This window comes from Maridesulfovibrio zosterae DSM 11974 (assembly GCF_000425265.1).
Lineage (GTDB): Bacteria > Desulfobacterota > Desulfovibrionia > Desulfovibrionales > Desulfovibrionaceae > Maridesulfovibrio > Maridesulfovibrio zosterae.
The window spans coordinates 145,849-165,005 of sequence record NZ_KE384343.1 but is presented as its reverse complement, the minus strand read 5'-3'; the positions used below and the strand labels follow the sequence as shown (position 1 = coordinate 165,005).

Here is a 19,157-nt window from a genome sequence, read left to right as displayed (position 1 = left end):
GTTTTGCAACAGTCATACCAAATATCAGACATAACAGGTTGGATATCATACAAGTATATTCTATACAATTTCTCACTAAAAAACAGCAAATCGAGTTAAAAATTACTATACACGAAGTTTTAGCCCGATATTTTTTGGAAAAGATACATCGAAAGTATTGCCGAAAAGCATATCATTGAGTACTAAGTCCCGTGAAATACTTTGCATAAATTGAATGATATACAAAGTTTTCATCGATTATAGCTAGATAGTTCTTAGTTTACTTACAACAAAGGAATGATTTATGGATTTTTTGACGAATTTGGATGTTATCGTTGGTAAAATTGGCGCATTTGCATGGGGTCCTCCTATGCTGATCTTACTTGTGGGTACAGGGTTCTGGCTCACTTTTGCATTACGTGGTCTTCAGTTCCGTAAACTATGGTATGCACTCTATCTAGCTCTTATCAAACGTAAAGAAGAAACTGATGAACCTGGCGATATCACCCACTTTCAAGCCTTAATGACAGCCCTTTCAGCTACAGTCGGCACAGGTAACATTGCAGGTGTGGCAACAGCTGTTGCTATAGGTGGTCCCGGAGCTCTTTTCTGGATGTGGATCACTGGCCTTGTGGGAATGGCTACCAAATACGCTGAGGCTGTTCTTGCTGTAAAATATAGAATTGTTGACGAACATGGTGAGATGAGCGGCGGTCCCATGTACTATCTTTCCAATGGCCTTAAAATGCCATGGTTAGGTACTATTTTCGCAATCTGCGCTTCCTTTGCAGCTTTTGGAATAGGGAACATGGTTCAGTCAAACTCAGTTGCAGATGCAGTACAAGCAACATACAGCATCTCCCCCTACATCACAGGGTTGGCACTTATGCTCTGTACTGCAGCCGTTACTCTTGGCGGAATCAAAAAAATCGGTCAGGTAACAGGTCTGCTTGTCCCAGTTATGATCGTTTTTTATATGTCCGGTGCCGCCTACATTATTTTTGCAAATATTTCAGAGGTACCGGCAGCATTAGGCCTTATCGTAAGTAGTGCTTTTAATCCTTCTTCTGCAGTCGGTGGCTTCGCCGGAGCTACGGTAATGCTCTGCATAAGAATGGGAGTTGCACGCGGTGTATTCTCTAATGAATCAGGCCTTGGAAGTGCGCCTATTGCAGCAGCGGCTGCTCAGACTAAAAGTCCGATCACTCAGGCACTTGTATCAATGACTCAAACTTTCATTGATACAATCATAGTCTGTACCATGACCGGACTTGTACTTATTCTGACCGGAGCATGGTCTAATGGAGCAACAGGTGCAGAACTTACCACAATAGCATTCTCAAAAGGCATGCCCGGCGGAGAGCATATTGTAACCATCGGATTAATTCTCTTCGCATACTCAACCATTCTCGGCTGGTGTTACTATGGTGAAAAATCAATTGAATACCTGATGGGAGTGAAAGCTGTTCTTCCATATCGTATTTTATTTATCAGCTTTGTAGGAGTTGGAGCTATAGCAAAACTCAGCCTTGTCTGGAATATTTCAGACACATTGAACGGACTGATGGCTATTCCTAACCTTATAGGTTTGCTGCTCCTTTCACCTGTAGTGGTATCAGAAACGAAGAAGTTCTTTAACAAACAGGCTGTGAACAGAGCTGAGCGCCAAACTGAAGCCAGCTAGCCCTCATAATTATAAATTAATGAAATGCTCCGGTCTGTGTATTACACTTTCCGGAGCATTTTATTTCTGCGACTCAAATTAAACAGTTTTCCGACCAGACAAGTATAGGACAAAAAAAAGACCGCCCTTAATCAGGACGGCCTTAACTAAACTAAATTAGAATAAAATTACTTGAGAAGGCTGCGACGGCAAAAATCAATAGCCTCTCCACGGACATCCTTCTCATTGGGCCAATAGATATACAATCTTGTCAGACCAAAAATTATAGTCATAACTACCGTCGCATTACTTTCAGCATCAACGTCTCTTATTTCACCCTTATCAATTCCGATACGGATACACTCTTCAATGATCAGCTCAAGATTCTTTAAGAAAACAGCCATCAGTCGCTTGGAAGAATCGAGTAACCCATATGTGGACAACATGATTTTCAGGTCAATCTGATTAGCTGATACAAAGTCAAAATATTCAGTCATGATCTCTTCAAGAGTACATTCCTTTATATCAAGTCTTTTACGGATGCTCTCAATATAATATGAAAACTGCTCTTCAAGGCTGTCTAGAATATGTAATAAAATATCTTCCTTACTTTCAAAATGTCTATAAATTGTCCCTTCGGAGATATTTGCTGTTTTAGCCAGATTGGCAGTTGTGGCTTTGTGGAAACCCACCTCTGAAATCATTTCCTTGGCAGTTGCGAGGATGATATCCTTGGTTTTCATTCCGCGGTCTCCTGTCTGCGTTCGTAACGCTTTTAGGCTATCTTGTTTATATTTAAATATTTCACTTGTAAGAAAATATACTTCTAACATTCTCCTCAAAATATATTTCCTAACTCATGGATGAGCCAAGGTCAACTCAGCTCATTTGACAAAACCTGATAGAAAACTTATTTTGTATAGACAAAACCTATGAGGAGGAAAAAATGGTTGAACTTACCGATGCTGCACAAAAACAGCTAGAAAACTATTTTGCAGATAAAGACAAAACTCCTATCCGTATCTATCTTGCAACCGGAGGCTGAGCCGGGCCACGGCTGGCATTGGCTCTGGATGAGTCAAAAGATAATGATGATAGTATTGATGTTGAAGGATTTACCTTCCTGCTTGATAAAGATTTAAACAAACAGGGCAGCCCTTTTCGTGTTGACCTGAGTTACACTGGTTTCGTAATTGATTCCAAAATGGAACTTGGCGGCGGCGAATGTGGCTCCTGCTCTGGGAGCTGTGGCTAATGAATATGCTAGATTTATTGTAAAATATATCTAAAAACCGATGTAAGAGCCATACGGTTTTATACACCTTTACGGCCACTATAGGCTGCCTCACTAGTGGGGCAGCCTATTTTCGTTGACGCATGCTAAAAAAATTTCTTCAAATTATCTTTACTTCACCAGATCTTACACAAATAATTCATAATGATTTTTATTATCCTGAATTCAACAATTGCGTTTACAAGTTTGAAGGATTATTCTGTATAATAAATTTTAAAGGACAAAGAAAAAATTTGGAGCTTCAGGTGAGGGGAAAAGAAAAAATTAAAGGAATGTTTTCTTCAATGCAGACCATGGTCATAGGAACCGGGACGACAAAGAAGAGAACAAAACAGACAACTTACTGGTATGCAGAAGAACAAGATAACGGAGTTCTGAAAGTACAGCCTATAAATGATAACTTCGTACCGTCGGGGCCTAAAATGGCTGTGGAAATGGAAATGTTTCTGGATAGCTATAATCCGGAACCAGAACTATATGCGGAAAAAGTTCTTCCCCAGATGTTAGAATTAAACAAAACGATTTCACTTGGTGAAAGCCATCGTCAAAAAGGAGAAGGTTACAGCGCAGAGAATGAATTTACAAAGGCGATAAATATTGATTCACTTAGTGTTCGCGCTAATTTCGGCCTTGGGCTGACATATCTTGATCGAGGAGAAATAAGCAGAGCTGATGATATTTTCAGAAGATTGGTCTGCATTAATGCCACCTACGAAAAAAAACACAAACATCTGTTTAATGATTTTGGAATTTCACTCCGAAAAAACGGTATGCACAGCCAGGCATTGGAATACTACCGCAAAGCTGAAAATTTTAATGTTGAAGATGAAAATCTTTGTTTAAATATAGCCCGTGTTTTCTACGAAATGGGCAAACTAAAAGAATGTCTGGAGTATTTAAAAAAATCCTTGCACCTTAATAAAGATCTTGAAGAAGCATGTATCTTCCTTGATTTCTTATATGGAAAAGACTTTGTTAAAGAACATACTATTGAAAATATAAAGAAAAATCGTATTAATAAATTTGCAACAGCCAAATAAAGTTAACACTTAAATTTGATATCTAAGTATACAGCCTGAGCATCTACTTCTACTCTTCTTATACCTGCTGACGACTATCTCTTTTCACACTACCAGAGCACACAACTCAGCATCTTACCCGGTATTTGCTATAGCTTACTATTCCTGAAGTTCTTAAAGAATATTAACAATCATATTAGCGCTGGAAATACTTAACAAAACATATATCGCAAATTACAACAAAAAAAAGGCTGTGGGGTCCACCCCACAGCCCAATAATAACAGCATAAAATTAATCAAACTACCTGTGAAAAATGCACATAAATCACTTATGAGCTAACTTTTCCACTCATCCATAAAATCTTCTGGACCTACAACTTTGTAGCCGCGTTCTTTAATCGCATCAATGATTGGACTTGGATCTTCTGTAGCAACACGGACTACAACCATTCTACGATTACGGTGATGAAAAACACCAGTGCTGATAATACTATATTTCATGTTGGAAATAATTCCAGCGACTTCATAAAGCACACCGTTTCTTTCTTCAACATCCACAACAATACGAGACCCGCCCTGTTTCAGCCCCATCTCTTCAACCAGTAACTCAAGAATTTTATTACGATTGATGTAGCCGATAAGCTTTTTGTTCTCGTCCACGACAGCAAGTCCGGACAAATTCATTTCAAACATCAAGTCAGCTGCAGCTTCAATTTCTGTTTCCGGCGGAATGGTCGTGATATTTTTACGCACAACTTCTCTGACAGATATTTTGCTGAGCAGGTAGCTCAACTCATGCTTATCAAGAGAATTAATCACTGAAGGAAGGGCTGCGCGGACATCCTCTTTGGTCACATAACCAACAAGAACATCACGATCTTTGACCAGAAGCATCCACAACTGATTGTCTTCGAGAATTTTGTCCGCATCCTTCACTAAAGTGTCAGGTGTAACGGTCACAAAGTCCCTGAGCATTTTCAGTCCCACATACATCTATATGTCCTCCAGTGTCCGGAAGGTCCGGTGCGTAAAAAGTTTTTCATCAGAAATTATTTTCAACTAAAAACCGATCACTTAATATGCGACCGGATAAATATGCCCACTCTACGAAATACTCGAAAGCAGGCATTTCGTTAATACACCTCTTCCACATACTCAAGCTTTAAAACACATGCAAGAAATGACCTTTAACGCAAAGTCAGGATATAATGTATTTAACCAGAAAATTAGATGTAACTTACTTTTTATTTAATTAGCTACATTTTGTTAAGAATAAAACCCAAACTGATTTATATGTAAAGCATCTTGCCCCTGATACTTTTTTGAGTTAGTCCAAATTTCATGCATGAAATGTCTATAGCGCAAAGTATACTTGCAATCATTCAAGAGGAAATGGAAAAGCAGCCCGACGCCACCCTCAAAAAAGTTTTGGTAGGCAATGGTGCGCTTGCGGGAGTTGTCTCCGATGCACTTACTTTCGGGTGGGAAGCCGTAACGATCGGAACCCCACTTGAAGGCTCTGTGTTGGAAGTTAATGAAATTCCCATCAAAGTCCGTTGCGGCGGATGCAAAAAAGAATTCATTCCCGAAGATAGACTGTACATGGCCTGTCCGGATTGCAATCTGGAAATAGGGCATGAAGTACTTCAAGGGAAAGAATTACAAATCGAAAGCATTGAAATCGAATAACAGGATGTCTGCTCTTTTTTATGCTGAACAGATTTTTTTACAGCCTGTTTTTTGAACTAGCTTTGTGGATTGAGAAAAAGGAGATCTATAATGGGCGAAATCCCTGTAGTACGTAATATTCTGGAAGCCAATGACAGAATTGCTAATGAACTGAACCAGTTTTTCACTGAAAAAAAGATTCTGTGTATTAACCTTATGAGTTCCCCAGGATCCGGTAAAACAAGCCTTCTGGAAAAAACTCTCGCAGACCTCAAAGATGAATTTAAAATGGCAGTCATCGAAGGAGATCTTCAGACAGACAATGACGCACGCCGTGTAGCTGCAACCGGAGCACAGGCTGTACAAATAAATACTGAAGGCGGCTGTCACCTCAACTCCAGTCAGGTTAAGGAAGCTCTCACACTTATTGATCTTGAAGGCATCGACATCTTATTTGTTGAAAATGTCGGCAACCTTGTCTGCCCGGCAGAATTCAATGTGGGCGAAGATCACAAAGTAACCTTGCTTACAGTGACTGAAGGAGATGACAAACCGGAAAAATATCCTCTCATGTTTCATATCTCATCAGTCATGATACTTAACAAAATAGACCTGCTCCCATACGTAGACTTCGACCTCGAAAAAGCTAAAAATCATGCAAGAAAACTCAATGCAGACATTGAACTATTCCCTCTGTCATGCCGCACACGAGAAGGGCTGGATGGCTGGTACAACTGGCTTAGAAAAGCCCGCGCAGCTAAAGCATAAATAGATTTATATAAGCCTCCGGATGGTGTACGAACTGTTTTATTTTATACTTTTCGCACTTGAAAATTAAATTTTCTCTCCGGAGGCTTAGATTTTGACAGGATGGTTTTTCCTTCTCTTTGGCACGTAAGCCACCTGAGGTATATTTAAATGAAATTTCCCAGCAATCTTCCTTGCTCAGCCGTATTAGACTCCCTTGCGGATGGTGTTTTTACTGTTGATCTTGATTGGAACATCACCTTCTTCAATGAAGCAGCAAGCCGAATCACCGGTGTTCCTTCTGATGAAGCTGTTGGTTCTAAGTGCTGGGATGTATTTCATTCAAGTCTTTGTGATGGAAACTGTGCATTAAAAACGTGCATGATCGACTGCGGACGCATCAGTAACAAATCAATTTTCTTTATTCATGCTGACGGACGTAAAGTTCCTGTCTCCATCAGCGCATCACCTCTGGTAGATGCTGACGGTAAGATACTTGGAGGAGTGGAAAGCTTTCGAGATCTGACTGATATTCAAATGATTCGCCGTGCAGTTGAAGACTCTCGTCGTTTTGAGGATATTATTGGAAAAAGCAAAGCTCTGGCAAAAGTATTCTCAATTTTACCTCAGGTAAGTAAAAGCGAAGCTACGGTCCTATTGCTGGGAGAGTCCGGTACAGGTAAGGAGCTGTTTGCCAGAGCAATTCATAATTTAAGTGATCGCAAAAATGGCCCTTTCGTAGCTGTAAACTGCGGGGCACTACCGGATAACCTCCTTGAATCGGAACTGTTCGGTTACAAAGAAGGGGCATTCACGGATGCCCGTAAAGATAAAGCAGGACGATTTGCACTGGCTGCAGGCGGAACTATTTTTCTCGATGAAATAGGCGACATGCCAGCTAAATTACAGGTCAAGCTGCTCAGAGTCTTGCAGGAAAAAACCTTTGAACCGTTAGGAGCTGTTTCAAGCGTAAAAACAGATGTACGTGTTATTGCTGCTACTAATAAAAATTTAACTGACCTTGTTGAGCAGGGTCTTTTCCGTCAGGATTTATATTACCGCCTGAATGTGGTAACTCTTAATCTTCCAGCCCTCAAAGACAGAGTAGAGGACATTCCGCTACTCATTAATCACTTCATCAGCAGACTTAATGCTCTTCAAGGCAAAGACATTGACGGTCTTTCCGAAGATACATTGCAGATTCTTATGCGACACCCGTTTCCGGGGAACGTACGTGAACTTGAAAATATTCTGGAATTTGCTTTCATCTTATGCCCTTCTGGTTTCATTCAGGTTGAACACCTTCCGGAATATATGCAGCCGCAAACCAAAGTAACGACTTCATCAGACAACATGCCCATGACTATGGAAGAAGTAAAATGTCTTGCAGCCAGACGTGCCCTTGAACGCAATAATGGTAAAAAGATGGCAACATGCCGTGAACTTGGCATATCCAAAGACACTTTGCGCCGCATACTTACTAATTGTGAAGAACAGGACTCATAATTAGCCCTTTCCTTTAAAGACAGACTCATTTCTCGCCTCAAAAACAGTCTAAATAATTCAAGACAAGCACCAAGCATCTGTAATAATTTATTTTTAAATTACAGGCATGGGCTATGCTTTGCTTATATCCATGAGAGGATTCGAAGGACGCAATAATAATTCAAAGCTACTTTGTTTAGCATGTTTTGAGAACAGGCTTGCCTCAGTATTTGACAATGCTTCGGAACTGAAACTGTTTCGAGTTGAAGACAATAAAATTTGCCCCGCAGGTTACCTATCCCTTCCCTCAGAAGACCCAAAGGACAGGACATCCGCCATAACAACCTGCGGGGCAACGTTTTTAATATGCGGCGCCATATGCGGCTGTACCAGAAATGATCTGGAGCAGGCTGGCGTAAAAGTCATCCCATGGATAAGAGGGATGGTTGATGAAATTCTTGAAGCATACAGCCAGAACTGTCTGGAAAACTATATGATGCCTGGTTGCGGCGGTAGAGTCGGAACGTCAGGAAAATGCAGACAGGATGGCAGAGGCTTCAAAAATAAGAGAGCCGGACGAGGCGCAGGCCGAATGGTCGGTGCGACTTTAAATTCCGGACCAAGGAGAGATTAATATGAAAATTGCAATAAGCTGTCAGGGTAATGATCTTAACGGTGATATTGATCCCCGTTTCGGTAGGGCTAAAGGATTTCTAATCTGCGATACAGAAACAGATACCCAAGAATATGTTGATAATACCCAGAATCTTAATGCAGCTCAGGGAGCAGGAATACAATCAGCTCAAAATGTTGCTGCAACGGGTGCAACAGCTGTAATTACAGGACATGTTGGCCCTAAAGCATACACTGCTCTTGAAAAAGGACGCATTCAAGTTTGCCTGAAAGAAGGTGGAACCGTGGCACAAGCTCTTTCTGATTTTAAAGACGGAAAACTTAGTTCGGCAAGCGGTGCAGACAAACCAGGTCACTGGTAGAGTTTAACTCCAGTTCAGTCATGCCTTTTTCTCCTCTCCCTTGTGTGCAGGCATGACTGAACATTTTACGCTCGAAATTAAGGCATTGACAAGATAGACTCAGGTCTTAGTTTAATTCAAAGATTTTCAACATGAAGCCCTGAAAAAAGGGCTTGTTTTTTAAAATAAAACTCCCTCTTTCAGTGAGGGGCAGGAGATTTATAAATGAGTGATCATGCTTGCGGAAGCTGTTCTTCCTCCGGTTCAGGTTGTTCTTCTCAGGGCTGTAGCCCCGAGGACATGAAACTGAAAAAAACTCTTTCAAGAATCAAACACAAGATTGTAGTTATTTCCGGTAAAGGCGGCGTAGGTAAAAGTACTGTTGCCACGAATATTGCTGTAGCTCTTTCCCTTGCTGGCAAGCAGGTCGGACTCCTTGACGTAGATGTGCATGGACCAAGTGTTCCACGGCTTCTTAGCCTTGAAGATCAGAAACCACATATCGGTCATGAAATAATTGAGCCAATCTCATGGTCAAGCAACCTTTGGGTTATGTCCCTCGGATTTATGCTGCCAAGCAAAGATGATCCGGTAATCTGGCGCGGTCCTGTTAAAATTGGTATGATTAAACAGTTTGTACAAGACGTTGCTTGGAACGACCTTGACTTCCTCGTTGTTGATTGCCCTCCCGGAACCGGAGACGAACCTCTTTCTGCTCTTCAGACCCTCGGAACCGATGCACATGCTGTTATCGTAACCACTCCACAGGGAGTTGCTGTCGATGATGTACGCCGCTCTGTAAACTTCTGTAAACAGGTAGGTAATCCGGTTTTAGGTATTGTTGAAAACATGAGCGGGTTTGTTTGCCCAGATTGTGGAAGTATCCACAATATTTTTAATACCGGCGGCGGTGAAGAACTTGCTAAAGAGACCGGTGTAAAATTTCTGGGACGTATTCCTCTTGATCCAGAGGTTGGACGTTCCGGCGATGAAGGCTACCCCATTGTCCGTGTTAACCATGACAGTCCCACAGGATCGGCGCTTAACACTATCATTAAACCCATGCTTAATCTCACTGAGACTTTGCAGGAGAACAATGAAATGCCAAAAATTAATGATTTCGAAGCCAAAAACGGTATGATCAGAATTGCAGTACCGGTTGCCGCAGGAAAACTCTGCATGCACTTCGGTCACTGTGAACAGTTTGCACTTATGGATATTGATGTTGCCACGAAAGGTATTGTAGCAACCCATATGGAAACTCCCCCTCCTCATGAACCGGGTGTACTTCCAAAGTGGATTGCTGATCAGGGAGTACAACTTGTACTTGCTGGCGGCATGGGATCAAGAGCGCAGTCTCTGTTCACTGATGCAGGGGTTAAGGTTATTGTCGGTTCTCCTGCTGAAGCACCTGAAAATGTTGCTGCCAGCTATCTTGCAGGCACACTCCAGACAGGTTCTAACACCTGTGATCACTAAAATTGCTTATATGTAAACCTACCTTTACATAGCCTCGATTGACAAAACCGTCCGCAAGTACAACTTGCGGACGGTTTTGTCTTTTGATTAATGAGGACAGAAAATCATGCTTTGTACAGCAACTGTTCTCTGCCATAATTTACTGAATTATTTTAATTCCACACACAGCCAATTTGAAGAAATAGCAGGCTGACCAGAATCATATTATTGAACAGGGATTACATTGCTGACAGCGATATGTCCGTCCCGAATAGTAGAAATGATAACATCTTTATCTGGATCACCGTTATTATTATAATCAAAAGTTCCTGTTACTCCATAAAATGGAGGCATAGAAATCAAGCCATCGTGAATAGCCACTGAATTAATCGAGCTGACTTCCTTTACTGCCGCAAAAAGGCTCATCATCGCATCGTAGGTAAGAGCTTCAAGTTCCGTTGGTTCAACACCGTTTTTTGTTTTAAAATCTTTTTCAAATTCCTTACTGCGATTACTTGGCAGCCCCGGAACCCAATGATCAGCAAAATAGCTTCCCATGAATAGATTGTTACGCTCAAGATCAATTGGATCCCATGAATCTCCCCCTAGAAGAATTCCCTTAAACCCCATTTTACGTGCCTGAGCTGCTTGGAGCTGTATCTTTTTGGTATTATTTGGGAGGAATAAAATCTCTGCTCCGGAATCTAAAATTTTCTTTAGCTGTTTTTTGTACTTCCGAGCACCCGAAGCATAGCTTTCAAAGGCCGTCACCTTTCCACCTATCTTCTCATATTTTTTTTTAAAAAAACTCGCTAACTCAGTACTATACGGAGCCCCTGCAGAATATAGAACTCCTACGGATTTTCTATGGAGTTCAGTCGCAACAAACCTGGCAAGCGCACGACTTTGCACTTTATTGGTATATGATACCCTAAAAGAATACTTTAATGAGGTAAGCTGGATTGTTCCTGCTACAGGAGTAATGAATGGCACGGAATACTTTTCACAGACCCTTGCAACAGCCATTGCAACTTCGCTGCTAGTCCCTCCGACAATTGCCGCAACTTTATCTTTCTCAATCAATCGCTTGGCAACCTTAGCTGCAATTTCAGAACGCCCGCCAGTGTCAGCAGAGATAAGCTTAACTTTATGTATAGCTCCCCCTACATTAATTCCGCCTAGTTTATTCACTTTATCCGCCGCGTAACGCGCAGCGGTCATAAGGTAATTCCCCTTCCTGAACAGCTCACCACTTGTAACTGCAACAATTCCAACTTTAAGTTCCGGTGCTGCAGATTTTTTATCACCAGTACAGGCAATGGAAAAAGAAACTATAAGAATCATCAAGAGCGGGACCAGAATCTTTTTAATTAAAATCATGGGGAGAAGCTCCAGTGAGTGGTTGGCTGCTTTAAAATCAAAGGGCGTCTCTATTAGAGACGCCCTTAGAAGAACTAAATTCCTGCCATACAGTCATACAATTCTTCGCTGACTTCAATTCGGACAATACCGTCTTCGATATAAACACGGACATTAGCTTCAGGAATAAGTGCCATGTCAAATGCTACTTCTGCCCACTTATCCCTTAGTTCCGCAGGATCAACATCCTTAAGAGGATGACTTTCTGCTACTTTCCAAGCCATTTCGATTCTCCTTTGTTATATTTCAGCCCCCAAGACCAGCAAATAATTTGCATGTGCTACCGGGCTCCCCCAGTCTACTTGAACATTTTGGGATTGAAACCCAAAAGACAAAAAACTTCATAAGTAATTGTTCCCCACCAACCAGCGAGGTCATCAGGACTGATTTTGCCCTCACCTTCACCTCCGAGCAAATAAGCACGGTCAGAAAAGTGTACGTCAGGAATATCTGTCACATCGACAATACACAATTGCATGCATACTCGTCCCAAAATCTGTGCTCGCCTACCGTTTATGCAGACCTGCCCGGTATTAGACAAATGACGGCTATAACCGTCAGCATATCCAGCACAGACAATTGCAACTTTCATGTCCCGTTCAGCGTGACAAGTACAACCGTAACTGATGGCCTGACCCTTTTTCAAATCACGCACCGCTGCAATTTTAGTACTTACCTGCATAGCAGGCTTAAATCTGTCTCCCAACGAGCTCCACTTTGTTCCAAGAAGAGGATTAACTCCATAAAGAGCAACTCCTCCACGCTGTGCGTCATAATGAACTTTATCATGCACCAGAATTCCGGCAGAATTAGCTAGAGAAGCTTCAACTGTATATCCAGCAGAACGAACCTTTTCTAAAATGGATGAAAAGACCTCGGCCTGAGCAGAAACATAGTCTTCGTAAGCCGGATCATCAGAGGTTGCAAGATGTGAACTGGCAAGGACTGGATTAATTTGAGGGTTAGCCTTTAGCCATAACAAAAGTTTTTCAATCTCATCAATTGAGAACCCGAGTCTGGACATTCCGGTATCAAACTTTAAGCAGATATCAACTTTCTTTCCCTGTGCAGAAACAACGCGGGAAAGCATATCTAACTGCTCAAACTCTCCAATGAAGGGAATTATATTAAACTGAGACGCATTAAAGCAATCAGCTTCATTAAGAGGACCCAGCAGAGATATTATGCGGTTATCACAACCACTTTTGCGCAGTGTCAGAGCCTCATCGACTGCACCGACTGCAAATGTATTCGCCCCCTCCTCTTCAAGAGCGCGTGCAACTTCTAAAAGACCGTGCCCATAAGCATCAGCCTTAACGACTCCATAGACGTTACTGCCTTTTTCACAAAGCACACGATAGTTGTGCCTGATCGCATCCAAATCAATTTGAACGTCAATAGTATTGTATCCGATTGTCATGATGATTATTCCGTATGAAGTTAAAAGCTACTTGCGCTTAAAAAGTTTTTCCATATCCAATGAGGACCAACTGACCAGCACAGGTCGACCATGAGGACAATATTCGCGCTGTGGGCATTGCACCCATATTTCCAGTAGAGCAAGAGCCTCATCAACGGCTAATGGCTGATTGGCTTTAATTGCAGATTTACATGAAAGCATAATCCAGAGATCATCGAGGGTTTTGGCCTGTCCATCCAAAGCAGCTCTTAAGTACTCTCTTGCCTCTCCAGTTTCAAGTCCGGGAGGAATTCCACGCATAAAAAGGTTCTGCCCACCTTCAAGTTCAAGCACAAAACCAGCCGATTGCAACTCCTCCCACAGTTCCTGCAACCTATGAACCTCACTGGAATGCAAAGTAAGCTCTACAGGAATAGCAAGAAGGCGCGAATCTCCTTTAGTCCTCTGGTTACGCATGTTGTGATAAATAACTCTTTCATGAGCAGCATGCTGGTCCAGCAGACCTAACGAACCATTAGGAAGTTTTAAAATCAGGTAAGTATCAGCAACTTGGCCTAGATATTCAATGCCGGACCCAGGCACACGCAGCACGGCATGACTACTTTTCTGAATATTTATAGAAGATTCAGCATCTGGAGGCTTACTTTCTGTTCTATAATTACTGGACTCTTCCCGTATAATATCAGATTCAAATCCATTTCCTGATAAAGGAGCTGTAAAATCTGAATCAGTTGTGTCAGAAATAGAACCAAAAGCAGCATTAACTGATGAAGCATGCTGTTCGGGTCCATTATCAAGGGTTGTGAAATCGGTATTCTTAAACTCATTCCAGCTTGAAAATTTAGCTGCGGGCTCAATTGGCAGAGATGCTCTGGAAGGAGTCACTGTTTCTTTAGCTACCGCGCGATGTTCAGAGAACATCTGCTCCTGAACATGTGCATCACCATCAACGATACCAAGCTCATAACGTGACAAAGCCTGAGCAATACCATTACGTATCACGCTAAAAACAGGCCGCTCATCCTGAAAGCGTACTTCCATTTTTGCAGGATGTACGTTGACATCAACTAAATGCGGCGGCAATTCCAAAAAAAGCACAGCCTGAGGATATTCACGAGAAATAAGGCGGCCCTTATACGCTCCCCTGACGGCGCTCAGCAAAAGTTTATCCTGAACAGGACGACCATTCACAAACATGACTATCCGGTCACCGCGCCCCTGCGCTGCGGCAGGAATACCAGCACATCCATAAACTTTCATTTCCCCAGCTTCATGTGAAAAGTCCAAAAGCGAATCACAAATATTACGCGGCCAAAAAGCTGCAAGCCGCTCTGGCAAGGACTGTCCGGGAGGTAATCTGAATTGTTCTTTACCATTAGAAATAAAAGATAATCCCGCATTTAAATTGGCAAGGCTGATTTTAAAAAGAGTCTGATTACACCGCCGAGCCTCAGTTGACTCAGTTTTAAGAAATTTAAGGCGAGCCGGTACACTAAAAAAAAGATCGCGCACTTCTACGGATGTTCCTCCGGGGATGACAGCAGGCCCTTCATCAATAACTTCGCCCCCCTCAACTGATATAAACCAGCCCTCAGATGCCCCTTTCTGGCAGGAAGTCATTTTAAAACGGGAAACGGAACCAATACTCGGTAATGCTTCACCTCTGAAACCAAAACTTGTGATTGCCGAAAGATCATCAACATTCGCAATTTTACTGGTTGCATGTCTGGTTACAGCTAATTTTAGTTCATCAGGAGCTATTCCAGCACCATTATCACGCACGCAAATCAGCCCTTGCCCTCCGCGCTCAATAGTAACATCAACCTGTGTACTTCCAGCATCAATAGAATTTTCCACAAGCTCTTTAACAACGCTTGAAGGACGCTCAACCACTTCACCGGCAGCAATCTGGTTGCGTAACGCTGCGGGGAGTACATGAATCTTAGAATTAGTCATTTTGAATAAATATATTTTTTTAAATGATTCGATAAATAAAAATAATAATGTAGTTTCAATCAGCCTACAATAAGCAAAGGCCCCCGTCTACATTACAACGAGAGCCTTCAAATTCTGTTTTTAAACTTACTAAATTATACTTCAAAAAAGTTTAATAGCGAACAGTGTCTCGACCGGCTTCTTTTGCTTCATAAAGTTTTTTATCAACTCTACTCAAAAGTGATTTCAGTGATTCATCTGCTTCATACCCGGCCAGTCCTATCGAAAATTGAAGCGGAAGAATTGTTTTTCCAGATTTAAAAGGACTTTCCTTCAAGTTCTTCCCTAGATTTTTTACAGCTACAGCACAATCACTTAAACATGTTTGCGGAAAAATTATCATAAACTCATCACCGCCAAGCCTAAAAACTGTATCACTTTTTCTAATCGACATTTTAAGATGATCCGCCAAATGGCATAACAGATCATCACCTACAAGGTGCCCATATTCATCATTAACCTGTTTGAAATAATCAAGATCGATCATTGCTATAGTTAACCATTTTCCATATCTTTTAGCTTTCTCAATCTCATATTCCAGCAGCTGCATCCCCGCTCTGCGATTTCTAACACCGGTGAGTTCGTCAATTGATGAAATCTCTAACAGTCTTTTATTAAGGAGCAGAATTTCTTTCTGCTTAAGTCGAATAGAATATTGTTGAATATAAATATAGATAGCAATTCCAAGAGAAATAGCTAAAAGAACGGCTCGCACTGCATTGTAATATTTATCATGTGTTTCACCCTGCTTTAACCGGAGTATCCAGTCTCCATTCGGTACTTTTATATTCATGGTAACTGTATCTTTGCCACCCCACCCTTTAGACTGGTAAAAGACAGGATTATCTGCGGCATCAGGATCATCCCCCTCAATCCTTGCAAGGATATGCTGTTTTTCAAGCAAATGAAGCTGCGAAGGTAAGATGTCATTGACTAAGAGCAAAGCAATGCTAAATCCCCAAAATTTATCAATCCCATTATCATTACGAAAAACAGGTTTTCTCGCAATTACAGCATATTTACCATTCTGAATAAGTTTTAAAGGTCCGACAAAAGTAATTTCTTTCTTAACCAAAGCCTTCAGTGCACCATCATTTCGCCTTTTATCTTTCAGTAAATCATGGCCTATAGCAGCTTCATTACCTTTTAAAGGGTAAATAGATGAAACGACTCCTCCTGGAGCAAGCTGGACAGTGCTGACTCCGGAGTCAGCTCCAACAAGCTGACTTGCCCATTCATCAAAGTCTGAAGTGTTGAAATTATTTATTCTTAGCAATGTTTCCAATGTTTGAGTTGCATAAATTCCGTGAGTAATATTGCGCTGAATATCCTGCGCAATGAGAGACCCACTATTTAGAAGGTGGTCGCTAATGAGCGAATGCTCTTTTTCAGCATCATGACGAATTAACAATTCACCAACTAAGATGCCTGTAATTATGACAGCCAGGCATACGATTGCTATACCTGAAAACCACTCACGGTCACTTTTCAACATTCACTCCCCTCCCAAAAAAATAAAGGACTCTACCTAGATCAGACACTAACAGACTTTAAATATATTAATTATTGCCAATTAAACATACGATTGAAATTAGGATAAATATAAAAAGACAAAAAAGACCCTCTATGAGAAATATGCACAGAGGGTCTTAATATTTATACTGTGTTATTTATGACTCTTTTTAAAAAAGGCCCATATCAAAAAGATTAAAATTCACGCTGTAGCGTTCATCAACAGTTGTCTTAGAAGCGACAAATTCAAGGAAAAAGCACTGATGGTTCCATCCAAGAGAACCTGTTTTCTCAAGATCTTTTCCTGCATTAAGATCTGCACGAAATGTTCCACCTACCTGCATTCCCCAAGGTAGTTTGGCTTTCAAACCATATTTGACAATCTGCATGTCTGAATCCTGCTGGCGTTTATACTCATCAATTTTGCTTAAATAATCATAACCAAACAGGATTTCGCCATACGAGTCATGGAATAATTTCAAAATATTCTCATGTTCAGTCACATCACCGAGATATGGAGAAATCCACGTACGAGAGGAAAGGTTCACATAATCATATGGAGTAACTATGAATTCTGCCATAAAATCAGAGAACGGCCTACGCTCATAATTAAGTTCAACAGAACGATTCTCTTCGTCTATGTCGTAGCCCTCTTCCAGACGGACTCTTAGAAACTCCAGATAACTGCTTTCCATAAACGGATTACCCTCAGAATCAAGTGCTACAGTCCCTTTATTTCGGTCGAATACGTTTGTAAGTGAGAAAACAATGTCATTTTGCTCAGTAATACGGTCACGGGAATCAAAATATGGAAGTTCTTTCTGCTCTTCGGAATCATCCTGAACCCACGAATATTCCAATCTTGGAATCATATTATGTTTCAAGCGTGTCCAGCTGCTCTTCCCGACATTCTCTTTAGTCAGTGCAGGAGCTCCGCCCAGATCAAATACCCTATAAAAATCTGTAACCGCGCTCATGCCTGCGTCAGCAAGAAACCGGGTTTGAGTTGAATCACGACTCATGTCAGCACTTGCATTCTGAAATGAATCAACAAGATAAGAAGTTGCCCTGATTCCAGCACGTGGGATGAAAGTAATTCCAGCAGCACTGACAGGCAGACTCAATTCAGGACGAATATCGAAACGCCCACCGGTAGTGCCATACTCACGCCAGAAATAATCACCTTGAAACTCTCCCTGCCATTCTAGGGGAGTCCCGAAAAGTTTATTCTTAAATGCGTATGCATTAACCTGCGGAAGTTTTTGTAAAGTAGGATCTTCAGAAGAAGGGTTATTTCCGTTACGATACAACAAATTCTCATTGTACTGCGCTAAAGCGGAGACAGAGTAATTATTCCAGCTTCTTGCGACAAGAGCAGTACTAGTTCTTGTCGTATCATCAACAGTATTAATATCGCGGCCGAACTGATCTATAAATCCTTCACGAGAAGCATCATAGCCATTAAGTCCGGTACGATATTCACGCAAATAATCCTGATCAGAAACCAAATCAAGGTCAAATATAGTCTGCCACTCAGGTGACGCAAGATAGCCGTTGTACTTAGACCGGACCCACCATCTGTTGCTGTTGGGTCTGATCAGCCCGTCACCTTGAAAAGCATTATCAGCATCGGCAGTATTATCATATGTCTTCCCATCATACAGCCAGTCAGCGCGCCATTCTCCTTTAGAGTTTGCGTCTTCCGCATGACGGAAATCAACTCCAGGCCTAAAACCGCGCTTGGACAAATACTCACCGTACACAGTAAGGTCCATCTCTTTATTGATAGCCCAGTAATAAGGGATATTTATCTTGCCACCTAATCTAGTGGTATGACCAACTTCAGGAGTCAGAAGACCTGACTGCCTTTCACGTGCAACAGGAAGCTCCATATAAGGAGTATACATTACAGGCACACCCTTGACATTGAACTTTGAATGCCAAAGACGCGCATATCCGTTAATGGTGATGTCACCCTCACCGGATTCAAATGACCATAAAGGGTTTTCACCACTACAGGCTGTAACTTTTACATCCTTGAAGCTGTAAGTTGCTCCATTGTGTTTTTCAATGAAATCACCTTCAAAATATACATGTGGCTTGGCAACAAAAACGCGGCCTTTTTTCAGCCAACCGACCATATTATTAAGGTCAAATTCAGCTTCAGCCGCGTCGTAAAAATCGCCTTTTACCTGCGCTTTTACATTACCACGCAAGTAAATCCATTTCGTAGCCTGGTAAAAACGGGCAAAATCAGCTTTGATGTAGTTATCACCACTACGCAAAGTAACATTACCATAAGCCTGCAGGTATTCGCTGTCGTTTTCAACGACCAGCTTATCCGCAGAAAATTTCCACTCCTCCCCCTTCTGAACCTCGCCCTGACTATTAGTCATGGGTACTTTGAGCTGTTCCTGAGCCATTACAGCACACGGCAGACAAAGGAGGAGTAAAACTACGAGTATGGTAAACCTTGATTTCAAAACAACCTGCCCTTTAATATTCTACAGTTTCAAGCATCCCT

At 41.6% G+C, this 19,157-nt stretch carries 17 protein-coding genes; 9 read left to right on the top strand and 8 right to left on the bottom strand.

From position 1 onward, the window contains the following. The first annotated feature begins 283 nt into the window (after positions 1-283). The gene (locus H589_RS0117020) at positions 284-1,663 is read left to right on the top strand and encodes an alanine/glycine:cation symporter family protein (RefSeq protein ID WP_027723140.1); all 1,380 of its coding nucleotides are present in this window, start codon (positions 284-286) and stop codon (positions 1,661-1,663) included. A 167-nt stretch (positions 1,664-1,830) separates the two neighbouring features. Here the strand turns inward: H589_RS0117020 and H589_RS0117015 are convergent, their stop codons facing one another. Continuing rightward, a complete protein-coding gene (locus tag H589_RS0117015) occupies positions 1,831-2,385 on the bottom strand; it encodes a TetR/AcrR family transcriptional regulator (RefSeq protein ID WP_027723139.1) in 555 nt (184 codons plus the stop codon). Between the two features lie 203 nt (positions 2,386-2,588). Here H589_RS0117015 and H589_RS21120 point away from each other — a divergent pair, with 203 nt between their 5' ends. Together H589_RS21120 and H589_RS20045 are read left to right on the top strand one after the other, a co-directional pair. Further along, on the top strand, positions 2,589-2,897 hold the full coding sequence (locus tag H589_RS21120; protein ID WP_245577193.1) for an IscA/HesB family protein: 309 nt from the start codon (positions 2,589-2,591) through the stop codon (positions 2,895-2,897). Positions 2,898-3,181: 284 nt separating this feature from the next. After that, complete coding sequence (locus tag H589_RS20045) at positions 3,182-3,976, top strand: tetratricopeptide repeat protein (protein WP_051249812.1); 795 nt, start codon at positions 3,182-3,184, stop codon at positions 3,974-3,976. 315 nt (positions 3,977-4,291) lie between these two features. Here H589_RS20045 and H589_RS0116995 read toward each other — a convergent pair whose 3' ends face one another. Continuing rightward, positions 4,292-4,948, bottom strand: a complete 657-nt coding sequence (locus H589_RS0116995; protein ID WP_027723136.1) for a CBS domain-containing protein — start codon at positions 4,946-4,948, stop codon at positions 4,292-4,294. Between the two features lie 348 nt (positions 4,949-5,296). Between H589_RS0116995 and H589_RS0116990 the strand changes: the two genes are divergently transcribed. The 6 genes from H589_RS0116990 (at position 5,297) to H589_RS0116965 (ending at position 10,308) form a co-directional block, all read left to right on the top strand. After that, entirely contained in the window at positions 5,297-5,644 is a 348-nt protein-coding gene (locus tag H589_RS0116990) for a hydrogenase maturation nickel metallochaperone HypA/HybF (RefSeq protein ID WP_027723135.1), read from the top strand. A gap of 90 nt (positions 5,645-5,734) precedes the next feature. Further along, positions 5,735-6,391 (top strand): hydrogenase nickel incorporation protein HypB, encoded by a 657-nt coding sequence (gene hypB / locus H589_RS0116985; RefSeq protein ID WP_027723134.1) that lies wholly within the window; start codon positions 5,735-5,737, stop codon positions 6,389-6,391. Between the two features lie 150 nt (positions 6,392-6,541). After that, positions 6,542-7,876, top strand: coding sequence for a sigma-54 interaction domain-containing protein (locus H589_RS0116980; protein ID WP_027723133.1), 1,335 nt, complete (start codon positions 6,542-6,544; stop codon positions 7,874-7,876). A gap of 130 nt (positions 7,877-8,006) precedes the next feature. Further along, positions 8,007-8,489, top strand: a complete 483-nt coding sequence (locus tag H589_RS0116975) for a NifB/NifX family molybdenum-iron cluster-binding protein (protein ID WP_027723132.1) — start codon at positions 8,007-8,009, stop codon at positions 8,487-8,489. Between the two features lies 1 nt (position 8,490). Beyond that, on the top strand, positions 8,491-8,850 hold the full coding sequence (locus H589_RS0116970) for a NifB/NifX family molybdenum-iron cluster-binding protein (RefSeq protein WP_027723131.1): 360 nt from the start codon (positions 8,491-8,493) through the stop codon (positions 8,848-8,850). A 204-nt stretch (positions 8,851-9,054) separates the two neighbouring features. Next, on the top strand, positions 9,055-10,308 hold the full coding sequence (locus tag H589_RS0116965) for an iron-sulfur cluster carrier protein MrpORP (RefSeq protein ID WP_027723130.1): 1,254 nt from the start codon (positions 9,055-9,057) through the stop codon (positions 10,306-10,308). Positions 10,309-10,512: 204 nt separating this feature from the next. Here H589_RS0116965 and H589_RS0116960 read toward each other — a convergent pair whose 3' ends face one another. From H589_RS0116960 to H589_RS0116935, 6 genes are all read right to left on the bottom strand, one after another. Continuing rightward, entirely contained in the window at positions 10,513-11,667 is a 1,155-nt protein-coding gene (locus H589_RS0116960; protein ID WP_027723129.1) for an ABC transporter substrate-binding protein, read from the bottom strand. A gap of 74 nt (positions 11,668-11,741) precedes the next feature. Continuing rightward, positions 11,742-11,930, bottom strand: coding sequence for a hypothetical protein (locus tag H589_RS0116955; protein WP_027723128.1), 189 nt, complete (start codon positions 11,928-11,930; stop codon positions 11,742-11,744). Between the two features lie 74 nt (positions 11,931-12,004). Continuing rightward, on the bottom strand, positions 12,005-13,126 hold the full coding sequence (alr, locus tag H589_RS0116950) for an alanine racemase (RefSeq protein WP_027723127.1): 1,122 nt from the start codon (positions 13,124-13,126) through the stop codon (positions 12,005-12,007). A 27-nt stretch (positions 13,127-13,153) separates the two neighbouring features. Beyond that, entirely contained in the window at positions 13,154-15,082 is a 1,929-nt protein-coding gene (gene mutL, locus H589_RS0116945; protein WP_027723126.1) for a DNA mismatch repair endonuclease MutL, read from the bottom strand. 151 nt (positions 15,083-15,233) lie between these two features. After that, positions 15,234-16,616 (bottom strand): diguanylate cyclase, encoded by a 1,383-nt coding sequence (locus H589_RS20540; protein ID WP_027723125.1) that lies wholly within the window; start codon positions 16,614-16,616, stop codon positions 15,234-15,236. Between the two features lie 187 nt (positions 16,617-16,803). Then, positions 16,804-19,116 (bottom strand): LPS-assembly protein LptD, encoded by a 2,313-nt coding sequence (locus H589_RS0116935; protein WP_027723124.1) that lies wholly within the window; start codon positions 19,114-19,116, stop codon positions 16,804-16,806. Positions 19,117-19,157 lie beyond the last annotated feature (41 nt).